The 18,997-nt window shown below is 60.5% G+C and carries 13 protein-coding genes, 1 tRNA gene and 1 pseudogene; 7 read left to right on the top strand and 8 right to left on the bottom strand.

Annotated features, from left to right (window positions below):
- The first annotated feature begins 6 nt into the window (after positions 1 to 6).
- The 3 genes from KP701_RS01695 (at position 7) to KP701_RS01685 (ending at position 3,052) form a co-directional block, all read left to right on the top strand.
- Positions 7 to 1,446: an autotransporter strand-loop-strand O-heptosyltransferase gene (locus KP701_RS01695; RefSeq protein WP_252345320.1), complete on the top strand. Its 1,440-nt coding sequence runs from the start codon at positions 7 to 9 to the stop codon at positions 1,444 to 1,446.
- A 119-nt stretch (positions 1,447 to 1,565) separates the two neighbouring features.
- The gene (locus tag KP701_RS01690; RefSeq protein WP_215745415.1) at positions 1,566 to 2,516 is read left to right on the top strand and encodes a rhodanese-related sulfurtransferase; all 951 of its coding nucleotides are present in this window, start codon (positions 1,566 to 1,568) and stop codon (positions 2,514 to 2,516) included.
- On the top strand, positions 2,516 to 3,052 hold the full coding sequence (locus KP701_RS01685; RefSeq protein WP_215745414.1) for a hypothetical protein: 537 nt from the start codon (positions 2,516 to 2,518) through the stop codon (positions 3,050 to 3,052). Before KP701_RS01690 ends, KP701_RS01685 begins: the two co-directional genes overlap by 1 nt.
- A gap of 31 nt (positions 3,053 to 3,083) precedes the next feature.
- Here KP701_RS01685 and uvrA read toward each other — a convergent pair whose 3' ends face one another.
- On the bottom strand, positions 3,084 to 6,131 hold the full coding sequence (uvrA, locus tag KP701_RS01680; RefSeq protein ID WP_215745413.1) for an excinuclease ABC subunit UvrA: 3,048 nt from the start codon (positions 6,129 to 6,131) through the stop codon (positions 3,084 to 3,086).
- 130 nt (positions 6,132 to 6,261) lie between these two features.
- Here uvrA and ssb point away from each other — a divergent pair, with 130 nt between their 5' ends.
- Positions 6,262 to 6,840: a single-stranded DNA-binding protein gene (gene ssb, locus KP701_RS01675; RefSeq protein WP_215745412.1), complete on the top strand. Its 579-nt coding sequence runs from the start codon at positions 6,262 to 6,264 to the stop codon at positions 6,838 to 6,840.
- A gap of 96 nt (positions 6,841 to 6,936) precedes the next feature.
- On the opposite strand, the gene KP701_RS01670 is transcribed toward ssb, so the two are convergent.
- From KP701_RS01670 to gyrA, 4 genes are all read right to left on the bottom strand, one after another.
- Positions 6,937 to 7,113 (bottom strand): hypothetical protein, encoded by a 177-nt coding sequence (locus KP701_RS01670; protein WP_215745411.1) that lies wholly within the window; start codon positions 7,111 to 7,113, stop codon positions 6,937 to 6,939.
- Between the two features lie 190 nt (positions 7,114 to 7,303).
- Positions 7,304 to 7,789 (bottom strand): peptidylprolyl isomerase, encoded by a 486-nt coding sequence (locus KP701_RS01665; protein WP_215745410.1) that lies wholly within the window; start codon positions 7,787 to 7,789, stop codon positions 7,304 to 7,306.
- A 31-nt stretch (positions 7,790 to 7,820) separates the two neighbouring features.
- Complete coding sequence (gene coaD / locus KP701_RS01660) at positions 7,821 to 8,351, bottom strand: pantetheine-phosphate adenylyltransferase (protein ID WP_215745463.1); 531 nt, start codon at positions 8,349 to 8,351, stop codon at positions 7,821 to 7,823.
- Complete coding sequence (gene gyrA, locus KP701_RS01655) at positions 8,332 to 11,175, bottom strand: DNA gyrase subunit A (protein ID WP_215745409.1); 2,844 nt, start codon at positions 11,173 to 11,175, stop codon at positions 8,332 to 8,334. Before gyrA ends, coaD begins: the two co-directional genes overlap by 20 nt.
- A gap of 274 nt (positions 11,176 to 11,449) precedes the next feature.
- On the opposite strand from gyrA, the gene KP701_RS01650 reads away from it, so the two are divergent.
- The gene (locus KP701_RS01650) at positions 11,450 to 14,482 is read left to right on the top strand and encodes a Hint domain-containing protein (protein ID WP_215745408.1); all 3,033 of its coding nucleotides are present in this window, start codon (positions 11,450 to 11,452) and stop codon (positions 14,480 to 14,482) included.
- Positions 14,483 to 14,633: 151 nt separating this feature from the next.
- On the opposite strand, the gene KP701_RS01645 is transcribed toward KP701_RS01650, so the two are convergent.
- Entirely contained in the window at positions 14,634 to 17,276 is a 2,643-nt protein-coding gene (locus KP701_RS01645) for a TonB-dependent siderophore receptor (RefSeq protein WP_215745407.1), read from the bottom strand.
- 280 nt (positions 17,277 to 17,556) lie between these two features.
- Positions 17,557 to 17,979 carry an alternative ribosome rescue aminoacyl-tRNA hydrolase ArfB gene (gene arfB, locus KP701_RS01640; protein ID WP_215745406.1) on the bottom strand — a complete coding sequence of 141 codons (423 nt, stop codon included), beginning with the start codon at positions 17,977 to 17,979 and terminating at the stop codon, positions 17,557 to 17,559.
- 194 nt (positions 17,980 to 18,173) lie between these two features.
- Between arfB and KP701_RS01635 the strand changes: the two genes are divergently transcribed.
- A tRNA-Lys gene (locus KP701_RS01635) sits at positions 18,174 to 18,249 on the top strand.
- Between the two features lie 193 nt (positions 18,250 to 18,442).
- Here the strand turns inward: KP701_RS01635 and KP701_RS01630 are convergent.
- Positions 18,443 to 18,736, bottom strand: a pseudogene (locus KP701_RS01630) (transposase); the annotation flags it as partial.
- Positions 18,737 to 18,776: 40 nt separating this feature from the next.
- Here KP701_RS01630 and KP701_RS16540 point away from each other — a divergent pair.
- A complete protein-coding gene (locus KP701_RS16540) occupies positions 18,777 to 18,965 on the top strand; it encodes a transposase (protein WP_371818864.1) in 189 nt (62 codons plus the stop codon).
- Positions 18,966 to 18,997: the final 32 nt, after the last annotated feature.

Genomic DNA, 18,997 nt, shown 5'->3' with positions numbered 1-18,997 from the left:
CCGCAAATGATGTCGAATGATCCTGTTTCGCCGCCTGTTGCACTGGATGTGCCGGAAGGACTTGCCGCTTCCGTGGACGGAAAGGCGAGCGGTATGGATGCCGTACCGGTTCCTGATACTGCGGATGTGACGGATTCCGGCACGGGCGGCGATGATGGTTCAGCGTCTCCGGCGTCTGGCAGTATCGAAGGGCCCTATCTTGCCCCTCCGCGTGTGCCGGTTCTGGAAGGCGCGAGGGGGGTGCGGTTCGATTTCAATGATGGGGCGCGTGTCATGGTGCCGTCCCTGGAGTGCGATGGTGTGCCGTCGGGTTCCCAATGGCATGTGCGGCTTTCGGACCATGTGACTGGAAATGTGCTGTTTGATGCGCGTCTGAAGGGCGGCACGGTGGCGTCCACCAAGAAGTTCTTCGTGCCATTTCGGGTGGATGTCTGGCTGGAAAAGCCGGGCGAGACGCCGGAGCAGGTGCTGCATCATGATCTGGCGCTGTCGGGACGGCCGGTTCTGGTGCAGCTTCCTGTCGGAACGCTGGGGGATACGCTGGCCTGGTTGCCTGCGGTGCGGCGTCTGGCGCAGGAGAGCGGGGCGCAGGTGACGTGCTCGGTCTCCGAAGCGATCCTGCCGCTTGTGATGGGCGCCAATCCGGAACTGACGCTCGTGGGGCATGACCGCTTGAAGGCGGAACCGGATTTCACGGCCCGGTTCTATGCAAGCTACAATATCGGGCTGTTTTTTGCGGACAGGGAGCATACTCGCCAGCCGACGGATTTCCGTCATGTCGGGCTGCACCGGACGGCGGCTTACATCCTTGGCGTGGATCCCTGGAACGATGCGCCGCCGGGCATCACTATTCCCGATGGCGGGATACCGCCCGTTGCAGAACCGTATGTGGTCATCGCTACGCAGGCCAGTACGCAGTGCAAGTACTGGAACAATCCCGGTGGCTGGCATGAGGTGATCGCGTTTCTGAAAAAGGCGGGTTATCGCGTCATTTGTATCGATCAGAAGCCGTATCATGGCACGGGGTATGTCTATAACCATATCCCGCACGGGGCCGAGGATCAGACCGGAAACCGACCGCTGACCGAGCGCGCGCGGTGGCTGAAACATGCGAGTTTCTTCATCGGTCTGTCGAGCGGGCTGGCCTGGCTGGCGCATGCGGCGGGGACGCCGGTGGTGATGATTTCAGGGTTTACGCATCCGGACAACGAGTTCGCTACGCCCTATCGGGTCATCAACTGGCATACCTGCAATTCATGCTGGAATGACCCGGCCTTCCAGTTCGATCACAAGGACTTCTTCTGGTGCCCGCGCCACAAGGGCACGGACCGGCAGTTCGAGTGCTCCCGCCTGATTACCGGGACGCAGGTCATTCACACCATCAGGCGGCTGATGAAGGATGGCGGCCTTGCAGGAGCCGACAGTCAGCTTGCGGCGGTGGGGTAACGCTTCCGAAAACTGGGTCTGTGCTGGCATGGCGGGCGTGGCCCTGATATCTGCAGGGTCTGAATGTCCCACCTGATCGCGGCTCTGTCTGCGATCCCCATGTCCCGGATGGTTGCCCCATGTCTGATGCGCCTGATGCCCTGGAACCGATCCGCATTGTCGCGCTGTATCATTTCACGCCGTTTGAAGATCCGGCCGCATTGCGCGGGCCGCTGTTGGAACTGTGCGAAAAGGAGGGAATCAAGGGGATCCTGCTTCTGGCGCGTGAGGGGATCAACGGGACGATTGCCGGGACCGATGAGGGCATGGAGCGCGTGATGGCGCATATCCGTGCGCTTCCGGGCTGTGCGGATCTGGAGAGCAAGGACTCACGGGCTCCGGAACTGCCGTTCCGCCGCATGAAGGTGCGGCTGAAAAAGGAAATCGTCACGATGGGCGAGCCGGATATCGATCCGCGCCAGGGCGTGGGACGGTATGTGGCGCCGGAAGACTGGAACGCGCTGATTTCCGATCCGGATACGATCCTGATTGATACCCGTAATGATTACGAAGTGGCGATCGGGACGTTCAAGGGCGCGGAAGATCCGAAGACGAAATCATTCCGCGAATTTCCCGAATGGTTCCGCAGGCGTCGGCAGGAACTCGAAGCGAAAGGCCGTCTGCCGAAGATCGCGATGTTCTGTACGGGGGGCATCCGCTGCGAGAAATCGACGTCCTTTGCGCGGGCGGAGGGTGTGGACGAGGTCTATCATCTCAAGGGTGGTATTCTGAAATATCTGGAGACCGTTCCGGAAGAAGAAAGCCTGTGGGAAGGCGAGTGCTTCGTGTTCGACCAGCGTGTGTCGGTGAAGCATGGGCTGGAAATCGGGACGCATGATGTCTGCCATGCCTGCCGTCGACCGCTGAACGCGCACGACAAGGCCTCGCCGCTGTTCATACAGGGCGTGTCGTGCCCGCATTGCCATAACGAGCGGACGGAAGAGCAGCGTCGCCGTTATGCCGAGCGTGAGCGTCAGGAAGCGCTGGCTCAGGCGCGGCGGGCCGGGCATCTGGGTGTTCGTCAGAAGTGATGGCGGGCGCGACGGCTGCTGAGGGTGTTCCGCAGCGGCCGGATGTGGCCCGGCGGATGTTCCGGATTGCGGGGCGTTATGCGCTGATCAATGCCCTGATCGCCATCCCTCTGCATCTTCTGATTCGTGCCGCGGGGTTCGGGGGAAGCACCGCGACGTGGAAGCATGGAGCTGTCGTGCTGGCCGTGGCGGCCGTTGTGGTTGCGCCCATCATGGAAACGTTTCTGTACTTCTGGTTGCCGATCGTAGTGGTGCGGAAGGTGCTGGGGCAGCGGTCTGTGACGCCGTTTGTGGCGTGGTTCGCCTGTGTGGGGCCATTTATTTACGTTCATTATGGCGGCGATCTGGGACGAACTGCTCTGACCGCACTCTGTACCGGAGTGGTGGGCGGAAGCTGTTTCTATTTCTGTTTTCTGACCGCCGAGAAGAATGCGGGGATCAGCCCGTTCTGGACGACGGCGCTGTGCCATACCCTGTTCAATGGCTCGCTTTTGGGCGCCGTCGTGTTGGCTTATGCTTTAGGGGTCTGGTCCTGAAGAAGATTTGACGCTTCAGGACCAGACCGGGTCAGGCTTTGGTTTTGTTGCGGGATCCGGTGGGGCGACCTCTGGGCTTCTTTTCAGCGCTGGCTTTTTCGACTGCCTTGTCCTTGGCAGCCTTTGCCTTTTTCGCGGCTGTGCGTTCGGCTTTCGGCGGCGGCAGGCTGGCGGCGAGCATGGCCTGCGTGATCTTGGTGGCCGTGACCTTGCGCGGCTGTCTCGCGCCTGGTGCGTCCAGAAGCGGGGCGAGGAAGCGGCCGGTATGGCTGGTTTTGCAGGCGGCAATATCTTCCGGCGTTCCCGCTGCAACGATCTGACCGCCGCCATCTCCGCCCTCGGGGCCGATATCAATCAGCCAGTCCGCTGTCTTGATGACTTCCAGATTATGCTCGATCACCAGAACCGTGTTGCCCTGATCGACGAGGGTGTGCAGCACTTCGAGCAGCTTGCGGACGTCTTCGGTGTGCAGGCCGGTTGTGGGTTCGTCGAGGATATAGACCGTGCGGCCGGTGGCGCGCTTGGCCAGTTCCTTCGACAGCTTGACGCGCTGGGCCTCGCCGCCCGAAAGCGTGGTGGCCTGCTGGCCGAGGGCGACATAGCCCAGCCCGACCTGTTGCAGGATGGCGAGACGGTCGCGGATCTTGGGGGCGGCCTGAAAATACGGCAGGGCCTCGTCCACGGTCATGGCCAGCACGTCTGCGATGGATTTGCCGCGGAACTTCACGTCCAGCGTTTCGCGGTTGTAGCGCGCGCCCTTGCAGGTGTCGCAGGTTACGTACACGTCCGGCAGGAAGTGCATCTCGATCTTGAGAACACCGTCGCCCTGACAGGCTTCGCAGCGCCCGCCCTTCACATTGAAAGAGAAGCGTCCCGGCTTGTAGCCGCGCGCCTTGGACTCGGGCAGTTCGGCGAACCAGTCGCGGATGGGAGCGAACAGGTCCGTATAGGTTGCGGGGTTGGAGCGTGGGGTCCGGCCGATCGGGGACTGGTCGATCTCGATGATTTTGTCGAGATTGTCCACGCCTTCCAGACGGTCATAGGGGAGCGGCGTCTGGCTCGATTTCATGAGCTGGCGGGACAGCGCCTTGTACAGCGTGTCGATGACCAGTGTGGATTTACCGCCGCCCGAAACGCCCGTGACGGCGATGAATGTGCCGAGCGGGAAATCGACCGTCAGATCCTTGAGATTGTTGCCGCGTGCGCCGTGTAGGGTAAGCATTCCGCTGGGCTTGCGGCGTTCGGTCGGCACGGGAATGACCTTGCGGCCTGACAGATAGGCGCCGGTGATGCTGTTGGGGTTTTGGGCGACCTCGGCCGGGGTGCCGACGGCAATGACTTCGCCGCCGAGCTTGCCTGCGCCCGGTCCCATGTCGATCAGATAGTCAGCGGCGCGGATGGCGTCTTCGTCATGCTCAACGACGATAACGGTGTTGCCGAGGCGCTTGAGGCGTTCGAGCGTACCGAGCAGGCGTTCATTGTCGCGCTGGTGCAGGCCGATTGAAGGTTCGTCCAGCACATACAGCACGCCCGTCAGGCCCGAACCGATCTGCGACGCCAGACGGATGCGCTGGCTCTCGCCGCCGGACAGGGTTGCGGAGCCGCGCGAGAGCGTGAGGTAGTCCAGCCCGACATCATCGAGGAAGTGCAGGCGGTCGGTGATTTCGCGCAGGATGCGACGGGCGATCTCGGCGCGTTGTGGGGTGAGGGTGGCTTCCACGGTGGAGAACCAGTCGAGCGCCTTACGGATCGGCATGTCCGAGGCTTCGGCGATGTTGAGGTCCTTAACCTTCACGCACAGGGCTTCGGGCTTGAGGCGTGCGCCGTGACAGGCATGGCATGGCTTGTCGGACTGGTAGCGGGAGAGCTCCTCGCGCACCCACATGCTGTCCGTCTGGGCCATGCGGCGGCGCAGGTTCTTCAGCACGCCTTCGAACGGCTTGGTGATGATATGGACCTTCCCGCCGTCGGTATAGGGAATGTCGATCGGCTCTTTGGAACCGTTGATGATGAGATCCTGCGTGGCGGGCTGGAGGTCAGACCAAGGCGTGTTCATGTCATCGCCGCAATGGCGGGCGAGGGCGGCGAGCGTCTGGTCGTACCAGTCCGTGCTCGCGCCCTTCCACGGGGCGATGGCGCCTTCGGCCAGTGTCAGACTGTCATCCGGGACGATCAGGTTCGCGTCGAAATGGGTCTCGGTGCCGATGCCGTCACAGACCGGGCAGGCGCCCATTGGCGCGTTGAAGGAGAACAGGCGCGGCTCGATTTCCTCGATCGTGAAGCCGGAGACCGGGCAGGCGAAGCGGGAGGAAAACACGACATGCGCCGGGGCCTCCTTTTCGCCTGCGCGTTTGACTTCCTCGGCGTAGGCCAGACCATCGGAGAGTTCGAGCGCGGTTTCGAAACTGTCGGCGAGGCGGGATTCAAGCCCTTCCTTGACGACAATCCGGTCCACCACAACCTCGACCGTGTGGCGCGTCTTGCGGTTCAGTTCCGGGGCGTCGGCGATTTCATACAGTTCGCCGTCGATCTTCACGCGGGTGAAGCCCTTGCGCGTCAGTTCGGCGAGCTCGCGCTTGCAGTCGCCCTTGCGGTCCCTCACGACGGGGGCGAGCAGCATCAGGCGCATGCCGTCCGGCATGGCCATGACGCGGTCCACCATCTGGCTGACGGTCTGCGCCTCGATCGGCAGGCCGGTCGCGGGAGAATAGGGAATGCCGACACGCGCCCAGAGCAGGCGCATGTAGTCGTGGATTTCCGTGATCGTGCCCACGGTCGAGCGGGGGTTCTTGGACGTGGTTTTCTGTTCGATCGAGATGGCCGGGGAAAGGCCCTCGATGGAGTCCACGTCCGGCTTTCCCATCAGTTCGAGGAACTGGCGGGCATAGGCGGAGAGGCTTTCCACATAGCGCCGCTGGCCCTCGGCATAGATCGTGTCGAAGGCCAGGGAGGACTTTCCGGAGCCCGAGAGCCCCGTGATAATCGTCAGGGAATCACGGGGGATCGTGGCGTCGATATTCTTGAGATTATGGGCGCGGGCCCCACGGACACGGATCGAATGGTTGTCTGGAAAGCTCACGGAGACCCCGGAATATGGAGAAAAGGCGATTGTGAAAGCTGAACGCCCTGAGAAGGACGCTGGATCAATTATAGATGGGCGTTTAGGATAGGATGAAAAGAACAATTCGAGAAAATTGGTTGGGACGGGAATGGCAGGCAGCGTCAACAAGGTGATTCTGGTTGGAAATCTGGGCAAGGATCCGGAAGTCCGCAACACGCAGTCGGGGGCGAAGATCGTCAACCTGACCGTTGCGACGTCCGACACCTGGAACGACAAGCAGTCGGGGGAGCGCAAGGAGCGCACCGAGTGGCATCGCGTGGTGATCTTCAACGAGCGCACGGCCGATGTGGCCGAGCGTTATCTGCGCAAGGGCCGCAAGGTCTATATCGAGGGTGAACTCCGTACCCGCAAATGGACCGACCAGTCCGGCCAGGAAAAATACACGACTGAAGTCGTGATCGACCGTTTCCGCGGCGACCTGGTGCTGATCGACAGCAATCGCGGCGGTGGCGGCGATGATGGCGGTTTTGACAACGGTGGTGGCTATGGTGGCGGTGGCGGCTTCGGCGGCGGAAACCGGGGCGGCTCAGCTGGCGGCTCGGGCGGCTTCGGCGGTGGATCCCGCGGGAACACGGGCGGTGCTTCGGGTGGAAGCCGCTCGGGTGGCAGCAATGGCGGCTGGGATGCACCGCCGGATAATGATCTGGACGACGAAATCCCGTTCTGATCCGGTCAGGAAAATCGGGTAGCAGACAAAAAAAGGCGGATGTCGGTCGACATCCGCCATGGCAGGGTGTTTTCCTGTCAGCCCGTGGATCGGGTCTCAGAAGATCGCGCGGTCCGGAATACTGGACGGGTCAGGCGTCACCACGGCAACGGAGTTGGCGAAATGGCTTCGACCATCGGTTCCATTGGCAACACCGCTTGAGCAGGCGGACAGGGCAAGAGCGCAGGACAGTAATACTGCGTCGAATACCAGAGCTTTCTTTCTGATCATCATTGTTATTCTTCCTTTTCTGATCGTGATGACCATACGATCCTGAAAAAGGAGAGTGAAATCTTATGTTTCTATCTGTTCATAAGTACCACTTATGATCGGAGCTATGATGCGCCCGCCCAGGAAAAGGCAATAAAAAAAGCCGGTGCATCACTGCACCGGCTTTCCCGTAGTCCTGCTTTTTCAGCAGCACTCAGGCTTCGACATAAGCCTTGACGATGGTGTCGGGGTCCTTGACCACGCCACCGGCGCCCGAACCGCGCTTGAGCTGGTCCACGTATTCCATGCCTTCGATCACCTTGCCGACAATCGTGTACTGACCGTTCAGATGCGGGCTGTCGGCAAACATGATGAAGAACTGGCTGTTGGCGGAGTGCGGGGCCATCGTGCGAGCCATGCCCACCGTGCCGCGCTCGAACTTGGCCTTGTCCGTGAACTCGGCCTTGAGGTCCGGATAGGAGCTGCCGCTGGTGCCGGTTCCCGTCGGGTCGCCACCCTGGGCCATGAAGCCCTCGATCACGCGATGGAACGCCACACCGTCATAGAACCCTTCGCTGGCCAGACGCTTGAGGCGTTCGGACGCCAGCGGGGCCAGATCGGGGCGCAGCTCGATGACGACCTTGCCAGTCTTGAGCTCGAAAACCAGCTTGTTGCCGTCGGGCACTGCAGTATCGGACATCTTGGAACCTTCCAGAAAACATTGAAGGTTCCTATGTCGGCCCTCGACCCAGTTTCGACAAGACGATACGGGCAACATCTTCGCTGACGAAGGGAGAAATATCGCCCCCCAGCCGTGCGATTTCCTTCACGATGCGGCTCGCCGTGCTGCGATGTTCTTCGGATGACAGCAGAAAGACCGTCTCGATTTCCGGCGCCAGGCGACGCAGTGCACCGGAAAGCTGGCTTTCATAGTCGAAATCGCCCCCCGAGCGCAGGCCGCGCACGACCGTTCCCGCGCCCGCCTGACGGACGGCATCGACCAGCAGTGTATCGAAGCCGACGACCTGGATCCGGTCGCCATGCGGCAGCTTGTCCACTTCATGGCGCAGGGCGGCAAGGCGCGCGTCCAGATCCAGCAGCGGCTGCTTGCCTTCATTGACCGCTACGCCGACCAGCAGGCGGTCGAACAGGGCCGAAGCCCTGTGGATGATGTCGAGATGCCCGAACGTGACCGGATCGAACGTGCCGGGATAGAACCCGACACGGGGATCGGTCGGCACGTCAGGCGTCAGGTGCAGCATCGTCACCAGCGGAGGGCGCTTCGGAAGCCGCGTCAGGTGAATCTGCCTCGCCAATCACCTTGGCGCCGGCTTCGGACCCTTCGTCGGTGTCGCCTTCTTCCGTGTCGTCTTCGAGGACGGGGAAGACGCAGATGACGGTCTCGCTGTCATTGAGACGGAACAGGGTCACACCGCTGGCCTGACGGGACATGACACGGACCTGCGAAACCGGAAGACGGATCAGACGGCCCGTATCCGTGACGAGCATGACGTCTGTCCCGTCCAGCGTCGGCAGGGTGCCCACCACTTCCTTGCCGCGACGGTTTGCGGAGAAGGTCATGTTGGTGATGCCCTGACCGCCACGGCCCGACACGCGGTAGTCATAAGCCGAGGAGCGGCGACCGAAGCCACCATCCGTCACGGTCAGGAGGATTTCCTCCTGCTGTTCCAGTTCCTCGAAACGCTCCTGCGTCAGATCGCCCGTGATCTCGACGGTTTCCTCGTCGCCGGAAACGGTCTCGTCTTCGGCACTGTCATCCAGAGCCGCATTTTCGGCGCGGCGCTTGGCATTGGCCATGCGCAGATAGGCTGCGCGTTCTTCGACACTGGCATCTACGTGATTGAGGATGCACAGGGAGATGACCGCATCGCCCTCGCCTAGGCGGATGCCGCGAACACCCGTGCTGCCACGGCCGGCGAACACACGAAGTGTTTCATCCGTGATCTGGAAGCGGATGCAGCGTGCATTCTTCGTCGCCAGGAAGACGTCCTGACCCTCGCGGCAGGTTGCTACGCCGATGAGGGAGTCCCCTTCATCCAGCTTCATGGCGATCAGGCCGGAAGCGCGGATGTTGCGGAAATCGCTCAGGCGGTTGCGACGCACATTGCCGCTGGCCGTCGCGAAGGCGAGGTGCAGGTCTTCCCACAGCTCCTCGTCCTGCGGCAGCGGCAGAACGGCCGTAATGGAGTCCGTGCCCAGTTCGGGCAGCAGGTTGACCAGCGCGCGCCCCTTGGCGGTCGGCGCGGCTTCCGGCAGGTGCCAGACCTTCATCCGGTAGGCCTTGCCGCCCGAGGAGAAGAACATCACCCACTGATGCGTGTGCGCATTGAAGCTGCGGACGATGATATCGTCCCCACGGCGTCCGGAGGCCGTGCGGCCACGGCCGCCACGGTTCTGGGAGCGGAAGACCTCCAGCGGCGTACGCTTGATGAAACCGTCGCGGGTGATGGTGACGACCATCTGACCCGGTTCGATCAGGCTTTCATCCGTCTGGTCACCGAGTGCGTCGGAAATTTCCGTCACGCGCGGCGTGGCAACCTCGGCGCGGGCGGCCAGCAGCTCCTCGCGCATGACTTCCATCCGGCGCGGACGGCTCTCGATGATCGCCAGCAGTTCGCCGATTTTCTGCGCGACTTCGCCCAGTTCGCCCTGGATCTTCTCGCGCTCCAGACCCGTCAGGCGCTGCAGGCGCAGTTCCAGAATGCCGCGGGCCTGTGCTTCCGTGAGGCGGACCTTGCCATCGATGATGACATTGCCCTCGTCATGGATCAGTTCCAGAAGCGGGATGACTTCCGAAGCGTCCCATTCGCGCGCCATCAGCGATTCACGGGCCGTGGCGGCATCCGGAGCCGCGCGGATCAGCGCGATGACCTCGTCGATATTGGCAACAGCCAGAACCAGACCAACCAGCAGATGCCCGCGGTCACGCGCCTTGTTCAGATCGAAGCGGGCGCGGCGCAGGATGACTTCCTCGCGGAAGCGCAGGAAGGCTTCCAGAATGTCCTTCAGCCCCATCGTCCGCGGCTTGCCATCGTCGAGCGCCAGCATGTTGGCGCTGAAGGACGTCTGAAGCTGCGTGAAGCGGTAGAGCTGGTTCAGCACCACATCCGGGGTCGCATCGCGCTTGAGCTCGATGACAACACGCATGCCCGAACGGTCGGACTCGTCGCGGATGTCGGAAATGCCTTCGATTTCCTTGGACCGCACCAGATCGGCGATCTTTTCCTGCAATGTGGCCTTGTTCACCTGATACGGGATCTCGGTGATGATGATGGCCTGACGGTCCTTGCGGATCTCCTCGATCTCGGCGCGAGCCCGAACCGGGATGGAGCCGCGACCGGTCTCATAGGCGCGACGGATGCCGCTGCGGCCCATGATGATGCCGCCCGTCGGGAAATCCGGACCCGGGATGATCTGCATCAGTTCGTCGAGTTCGATGGCCGGATTGGCAATCATGGCCAGCGTGGCGTCGATGACCTCACCCGGATTATGCGTCGGGATGTTGGTTGCCATGCCGACGGCAATACCGGCCGCGCCGTTGACGAGCAGGTTCGGGAAAACCGCCGGCAGAACCTTTGGCTCGTTCTCGCTCTCGTCATAGTTCGGCTGGAAATCGACAGTGTCACGCTCGATATCATCCAGCAGGAAGGACGAGGCCTTGGCCAGACGCGCTTCGGTATAACGCATGGCAGCCGGGCTATCGCCGTCCACCGAACCGAAATTGCCCTGACCGTCGATCAGCTTGACGCGCATCGACCAGTGCTGCGCCATCCGGACCATGGCGTCATAGATCGAGCTGTCACCATGCGGATGGTATTTACCCATCACGTCACCGACGGCACGGGCCGACTTGCGGTAGGGCTTGTCGGCGGTGAAGCCGCTTTCACGCATGGCGTAGAGAATACGGCGATGGACCGGCTTCAGACCGTCCCGAACATCCGGCAGCGCACGCGATACGATCACGGACATCGCATAGGCCAGATAGGAGGAGCGCATCTCCTCCTCGATCGTCACAGGAAGACGGCCGGAAGGGGTCAGATCAGTCGGCTCGGTCAGCTCGGTCAAGACAGGTCACCACGCTAGAATTCAGTTGCCTGATCATACCGCATGCGTCGCCGACACGCCACACCCGGCTCCTGCAGGAAGCGTCTCCGTCGTGGAGGGTTCCTGTTCCCTCATGCGGCAGGAAATGTCACGCGCACGAAAGATTCACGAATTTGCACAGGATATGGGTCTTGGTTTGTATATTATTAACTTGCGCAACTTATTTGAAGCCGTTAGCAATTCACAAACACGCTCCGGCGAGTCTCTGCCGGAAATCTTTTTGGAAGATCTCATCATGGCCGATACGACCACCGGAACCGACGACGTCACCTACAACAGCAGCGAAACCAGCTTTCACCAGCATGATTATGCCTGGCGCTGGGTTGGCCCGGCTACGGGTGGTGACTGGTCCGATCCGAACAACTGGGTCCTGAGCAATTCCGGTAATCCGGTGGACACGACGGGCGATTCCTTCAGCGGCTATGCCATCCCCCAGAGTGAGCAGAACGCTGATGTCAATGTCGGTTCCTACGGCAGCGCCACCCCGAGCGTGGTTGTCTCGAACGCCATACTCTACAATCAGATCCGCAGCCTCAGCGTCTGGCAGAACAGCACCCTGAAGATCACCGCACAGGGTGGAAACGGAAACGTTTTCGCAACGGCCGGTCTGGAAAACTATGGCACGGTCATCATCGATACTCCGTCGAAAGTCGAACTCGGTGGCGTGACGGCGGGTGACGGCATCCTGACGATCATGAACAACGACGGGAACGTGACGCTCGATGATGCGCACCTGAACAACGGTACGCTGAACCTGGTCAACTCGACCCTCGGCAGCGTCGCCTCTCCCGTTACGGTCTCCGGTGGTACGATCAACCTTCAGCAGAGCAGCACGCTCGTTGCGGACCTTTATGGTGAAGGCTCTACGCTCAATGTCGATCCGGCAAGCGTCAACACCATCTATGTCAACGACCGCAACTCCAACAACAGCGGTTCCGTACAGAGCACTGTCATCAATGGTGTGTCCGAAAACACCCATTTCGGCATCCTGAGCGGCACTTCCAAGCCGACCGCCGCCACCTACACCGAGAACTCCGACGGGTCCTACACCCTGACGATCAAGCTCGATGACGGTCATTCCATCACCTATCCGACGGTTCATGTCGCAGATGGCTTTACGCCTGCTGCCCAGGCCACGATCGTTCAGGATGGATCGAATGGCTGGTTGATCGAAGATACCGGTACGGCAACGGCTTCGGCCTCTTATGCTACCAGCGACCTGCACCAGCAGATGGCTTCGACGGCCGCTGCCGCAGCCAGCGCCGGAGGTGATACTTCCCAGTACAGCATCAACGCCGTCAGCTATCACAATCACGATGCCGCATGGCGCTGGACCGGTCCCGCCACTGGCGGTGACTGGTACGATCCGAAGAACTGGACGCTGTATAACAGCCAGAACCAGCCCGTTGACACGACAGGTACTTCTTTCAACGGCGACGCCATTCCGCAGAGCGAGCAGAACGCTGACGTCAATGTCGGCTATTACGGCAACACCACGCCGACCACCGTTGTCGCCAATGCACCGTCCTACAACCAGATCCGCAGCCTCAGCGTCTGGCAGAACAGTACGCTGGAAATCACGGCACAGGGTGGCAGCAATTATAGCGGTTATGTCTTCGCAACAGCCGGTTTCGAGAATGACGGCACGATCCTGATCAATACCCCGTCGAAGGTTGAACTCGGCGGCGTCACCATGAATCGTGACGATGGCACGATCACGATCATGAACAATGACAACAATGTCGTGTTTGATGGCAACAGCGTGAACAACGGTGGCACGATCAACCTGATCAACGCCACGCTGGGAACTGCCACGAACCCGATCTCCATCAATGGAGGGACGGTCAATCTCGAGAAGGGCAGCAGCCTGTATCTGGCGCCAAGCGAAAGCCTCAGCACCGTCAACGTTGATCCTTCGACGGTGAACACGGTGTATGTTGAAGCCAACGGTTACCTGCACAATAACTCGGCCAACACCCAGAATTTTGCGATCAACGGCGTTTCCGCCAACACACATTTCGGGATCTCCGGCGTGTCTTCCGCTCCGACGGCAGCCACCTACACCCCGAATGCCGATGGCTCCTACACCCTGACGATCACGCTGGCTGACGGTCGTGAGCTGACCTATGGCGATATCCATACGGCTGACGGCTTCACGCCGGCTGCCACGGCATCCATCGTTCAGGACGGCACCAATGGCTGGATTGTCGAAGATGCCGGCGTCACGACCTGCTTCCTCGCAGGCAGCATGATCCGCACGCCGGAAGGTGATGTCGCTGTCGAGAGCCTGCGCCTGGGCAGCACGGTTCTGGCCTTCGTGAACGGCGAAGCCGTGGAGCGGACCGTGACCTGGGCCGGCCGTGCGCACATGCTTGCCAAGGCTGGACTGAGCGATGCCGAAGCCGGTTATCCGGTTCGCATTCTGAAGGACGCGTTTGCCGAGGGTGTGCCTTACAAGGACATGCTGGTCACCCCGGAACACTGTCTGTTCCTGAATGGTGGTTTCGTTCCGGCCCGTATGCTCGTGAACGGTCGTTCCGTGATCTATGATCGCTCCCTGCCGTCCTACGATTACTTCCATGTGGAAACGGCCGAGCATTCCGTCATCATGGCAGACGGCATGCTGACGGAAAGCTATCTCGACACCGGCAACCGCCATTCCTTCCGCCAGAATGGCACCGTCGTTTCGTTCGGTGGTCGTACACGCAACTGGAACGATGATGCGGCAGCCCCGCTGGTTGTCAGCCGCGACGTGGTCGAGCCGATCTTCCGTCAGATCGAGGCCCGCGCCATCGAAGCCGGTCTCGAGAGCACCATCCAGGCTCCGGCCCTGACCGAAGATGCCGGTCTGCACCTCGTCACCAGCACCGGCCAGACCATCCATCAGGTCCGGACGGCCAATGGCCGCGCGATGTTCATGATCCCGTCCGATGTGACGGAAGTGCACCTCGTGTCCCGGACCTTCCGTCCGAGCGAGACGGTTGGACCGTTCGTGGATGACCGCCGTCAGCTCGGCGTTCTGGTTGGTGAAGTCACGCTGTTCGACTCAGGCAACACGATCCGTATCGATCAGCATCTGACCGATGCCGGCCTGGCGGGCTGGGACGTTCAGGACGATGCGGCTGCCCGCTGGACCAATGGCAACGCTCTGCTGTCCCTGACGGCTCGCCAGCCGAACAGCCTCGGCATGCTGGCCATTCAGGTCCTGGAAGCAGGTCCGTACGTGCTGGCTTCTGAAGGTGAAGCCGAAACGGCACACACCGCCTGAGACCAGACGAACTGAAACGGAAAAAGCCTCGTCCCTTCGGGGATGGGGCTTTTTTGTCCATTTTCCCCGTGTGGGTGCAGGGCACGACCCCAACGAAAAAAGGCGCCCCTGTATGGGACGCCTTTTTCTGTAGGGTAGTCTGGGAGCGGGCTCAGAAGTTGGCGTTGATCCGTCCGTAGTAATAACCGCCGGTGATGGGGACCTGCAGCGAGAACTGGTCGTAGATCTGGGCGCCGCGGGAGTTGTTGACCTGCGGGACGCGACGGGGGCGGACGTTGAAGATGTTGTTCGCGCCGATGGCCAGATGCCAGTTGCTGTTGAAGCGGTAGCCGACTTCGATATCCGTCAGCCAGCGCGGCGTGTTCTTGAACTGCGAGAAGCAGCTGTTGGAATAGGCCAGGCTTCCGCCGCTCGGGCAGGGGAGCGTCTTATCCGTCCAGTCATAATAGGTCAGCATGGACGTGGTTTCGCCATACCGTGTCTGGCGGACGTTGAAGTCCCATTTTCCGACCGTATACAGCGCGTTCAGGATGATCTTGCTGCGTGGATAGGCGGTCGTGATGTAGGCGATATTCTGCGCATTCAGCAGCGGATTGCCGTTGGTGTCGGTGCCATTGTGGTGCAGACGCGTCCGGTTCAGGTCCAGCGCCATGCTGAGGTTCAGGTTACCGGCATTGTGGAAGCGGATCATGTAGTCCGCCTTGATATCCAGACCCTGCGTGCGGGTGCTGGCGCCGTTGGTCATGTAGTATGCAGAGACGTTGTCAGGCGTGATGCTGTTGAGCGGCAGGGAGTATCCCATGGCCTCGATGGCCTCGATTGCGGCCTCGCCCTTGACGGTGCCACCCCCCACGATGCGGTCACGCAGATTGATCTGATAGACATCCGCTTCGACATGGAAGTTCCTCACCGGCTCCACGACGATACCACCGCTGGCACTGACGGAGCGCTCCGGCTTCAGGGCACTCGCCCCCAGGACGCGGGCAGCCGTTGAGCTGACGGGCAGCAGACCGGAGGCCCCGGTCGGGTCCACGTTCATGGCGCTGTAGTGCTGTTCGGCCAGGGTTGGGGCACGGAATCCGGTGCTGATCGTGCCGCGCAGTGCAATCTTGCTGGTCACGTCATAACGGGTCGAGACCTTGCCGTTTTCCGTGTTGCCGACATCGGTATAGTGCTCGAAGCGCCCCGCGAAATCGAGATCCCAGTGCTTGAGTGGGTGGAAGTCGCCATCGACATAGGCCGCCCAGATGTCACGGCTCCAGTTGCCGGCACTGTTGGGGCCGAGACCGGCATAGCCCTGCGTCCCGCCCAGTTCATAGGACGGCGGAGTACCAGCCTTGATCTGGTAGGTTTCGAGGCGATGCTCGCCACCGAAAGCCAGTGTCATGGGGACAGTATGGGCAATGTTGAACTGGCGGCGGAAGTCCAGATTGTTGGTCCACTGCGCCATGCGATAGGTCTCGGCACGCGTCGTGCTGGGCGACCAGCCACAGCCATCGGTCGAGTAATAGGATGAGGTCGGATCGGTCGAGCAGGTGCTGGCGAGCATGCCCGTATTGGCGGTGTTCTTGTTGCCGATCTTGTTGCCGTCAGCACCGTAAGTGGTGCTCAGATCCCAGTCGAACCCGAAGAAATTGTCGCCCTTGAGGCCCAGCGTGGCAGCGTAGTCGTTCTCTTCCGACGTTTCGAGCGGGGAGAAGCCGGCCGGATACATTGTGGGGGCGATATTGGGCGTCCGGTAGTTCTCGTAGGCCTCGCCGTGGCGGTGCATGTAGGTGATGAGCCCGTAGAAGTTCACGCCTTCGGTGATGGTTTTGCCGAAATCGATGGCGAGGCTTTCACGCGTTTCTTCGGGCGTGCTCATGATCTTGTTGGAATCAGCGGGCACGTTCATCGCGTTTGGAACGACACCGTTATAATATCCGGTCGTGGTGGCGTTGTTGGGCCAGCTTCCGATCAGGCGGTGGTCGCGCGCGCCGACGACCATGTGATCGGTGTGGTAAACTTCGCCGCTGAGATGCAGATAGCCGTCATTGCCCCATTTCACGCCACCATCGGCATCGACCTTATACTGCCAGCCGTCGCCGTTATAGGCGTTCGCGCCGGTCTGCACCGAGGTGTGCATGCCATGGGCCTGCTTCTTGGTGATGATGTTTACCACCCCGGCAATGGCGTCGGAGCCGTACATCGCGGCGGCACCGTCTTCGAGCACTTCGATATGGTCGATGGCGCTTGCGGGGATCGTGTTCAGATCGGCGCCTGTGGAACCGAACTGCGGGCCAGCATCGGCGGTGATGTTGGCAGTGTTATGGCGGCGCTTGCCATCCACCAGGACCAGAACTTCGTTCGGGCCGAGCCCGCGCATCTGGATGGAGGATGTCAGGGCTGCGGAATCCGCGCCCATGGCCTGTACGTTGATGGAAGCGTAGGTCCGGGTCAGGGCATCCGCGACGTTCATCATACCGGAATGGCGCAGTGTTGCGGCTGAGATCACGCTGACGGGGGACGAGCTTTCACGGGCCTTGCGGTTGGTCGCATGCGTACCGGTGGTGACGTTGATGGTCTCGGCTTCGCCCGTGAAATTGACGTCGGTCTTCTTCTTGCGTGGCGCAGCAACGGCGGGTGTGGCCGTCGCAGCCGCAGGATGGGCAGCACTGTGAGCGGCGCTGCTGGGCTTAGCGCTGTGATGACGTGTGGCGGGATGCGCCGTGGTGGTTGCTGCCAGGGCAGACATGCAGGGCATGACGGAAACTGCCGTTGTCACGAGCAGGGAGATGCGATGCCGGGATTTCATTACTACTATCTATACCTCCATGATCCGCCACTCTTGGGTTCAGAGGGGATTTCGATATAGTAATAATAAAATTTCGTTACACGAAAGTAGCAAATATGATTCTTGTGACAGAGTTCTTTCCTGTTGCAGAATGGCAACAAGATGTATTTTCGGTCGATAAATTAGAAATGAAATTCCGCAGCGGATACGCTTTGAGAAACATATCGCTGATCAGGATGTCCGGGGGGGCTGACAGGGTGCTTGGAAGGAAATACTTGTTATTGCAGCGTACCGAGATTTGTCATTCGTCCAGACGGACCTTGCGGTTGCGTTTGATGCCGGCCCGGTGTGATTTTCCGTCAAGGCGACGCTGCCGGGCCGCTTTCCCGGGGCGGGTGGCTACGCGGAAAGTGGGGCGATGGGCCGCCTTGCGAATCAGCTCCGCCAGACGTTCGATGACGTCCTCACGGTTTCTCTGCTGTGTGCGAAAGCGGCGACCGGTGATGACGATTTCGCCATTCTGGGTCGCGCGGCTGCCTGCGAGTTCGATCAGGCGTGTCCGGACGCGGTCTGACAGGGCCGGAGAGCGCGCGGCATCGAAGCGGAGCTGCGCGGCCGTGGCCACCTTGTTGACGTTCTGTCCTCCCGGACCGGATGCCAGGATATAGGTGACTTTCAGCTCGTCCTCTTCAAGCAGGAAGCCGGGAAGAATCTCGATGGGCATCTGTTTCTTCCTTTCGGGACTGAAAAAAGGATGGCTGCTGTCAGGAAATGCAGGACGTCGCGCCCATAGCCTCTTTCGGCGCTGGAGACCATGGAGCGATGTGACGTGTTGTCATGCGGATGAGGACGAAAGCCTGTTTTTCCGGATGGCGAGGTTGACGCCCTCATGGGTTGTGAGGTAGCCAGCGTGCGGATGAACCGGTAGCTCAGTTGGTAGAGCATTCGACTTTTAATCGAATGGTCCTGGGTTCGAGTCCCAGCCGGTTCACCAACAACTCCAAATTTCCCGCAGGAAAAGCCATTTTTATCAGGATTGGCTTTTTCGCCCACGTTCAAACCCATGTTTGATAATGGGTTTCAGAGGGACGTTGGAAAACACACAGTGACAAAATCTGGGGTCGCTTTTGTAGTGCATGCTGATTCGTCATTTATTTAATCTGCAAGAAACTGAAGCCTAGGGCCTGTTAGGTCTTGAGATGATCTGCGGTTGCGGCGATGCAGATAACGGCCATGAAGGATGTGGCGGTTTTTTCGTATCGTGTGGCGACCGCCCTCCACTCCTTGAGACGTGCCCACAGGTTTTCGACGAGATGTCGGTGCCGATAGGTCCATTTGGGGTAGGCGACCTGTGGTTCGTTGCGTTTTGTCGGGATGACCGGGCGTAAGCCCCTGTCCCATAGGGCTTCCCGAAACCGGTTCGAGGCATAGCCCCGATCGCAGACGACGTAGCGCGGAGCCGGTGGCAATGCCCCGCATAAATTCCATGAATATCTCTGGAACCGGGGATCTCGTCCTGTCATCTCGCCAAGAAAGAATGATCCAGAAGTCGCCTGTCCCAGATGGGCTTACAGACATCGGCATCTGGTCGAAAACCTGTGGGCAAGGCTCAAGGAGTGGCGGGCTGTCGCCACACGATACGAAAAGACAGCCGCGTCTTTTCTTTCCGTCATCCTCATCGCTGCTACAGCAGACCATATCAAGACCTAACAGACCCTAAACTATGCAATAGAAATGCACCA

This window comes from Gluconobacter sp. P1C6_b (genome assembly GCF_018811945.1).
GTDB lineage: Bacteria > Pseudomonadota > Alphaproteobacteria > Acetobacterales > Acetobacteraceae > Gluconobacter.
This window is presented reverse-complemented; position numbering and strand designations above follow the sequence as displayed.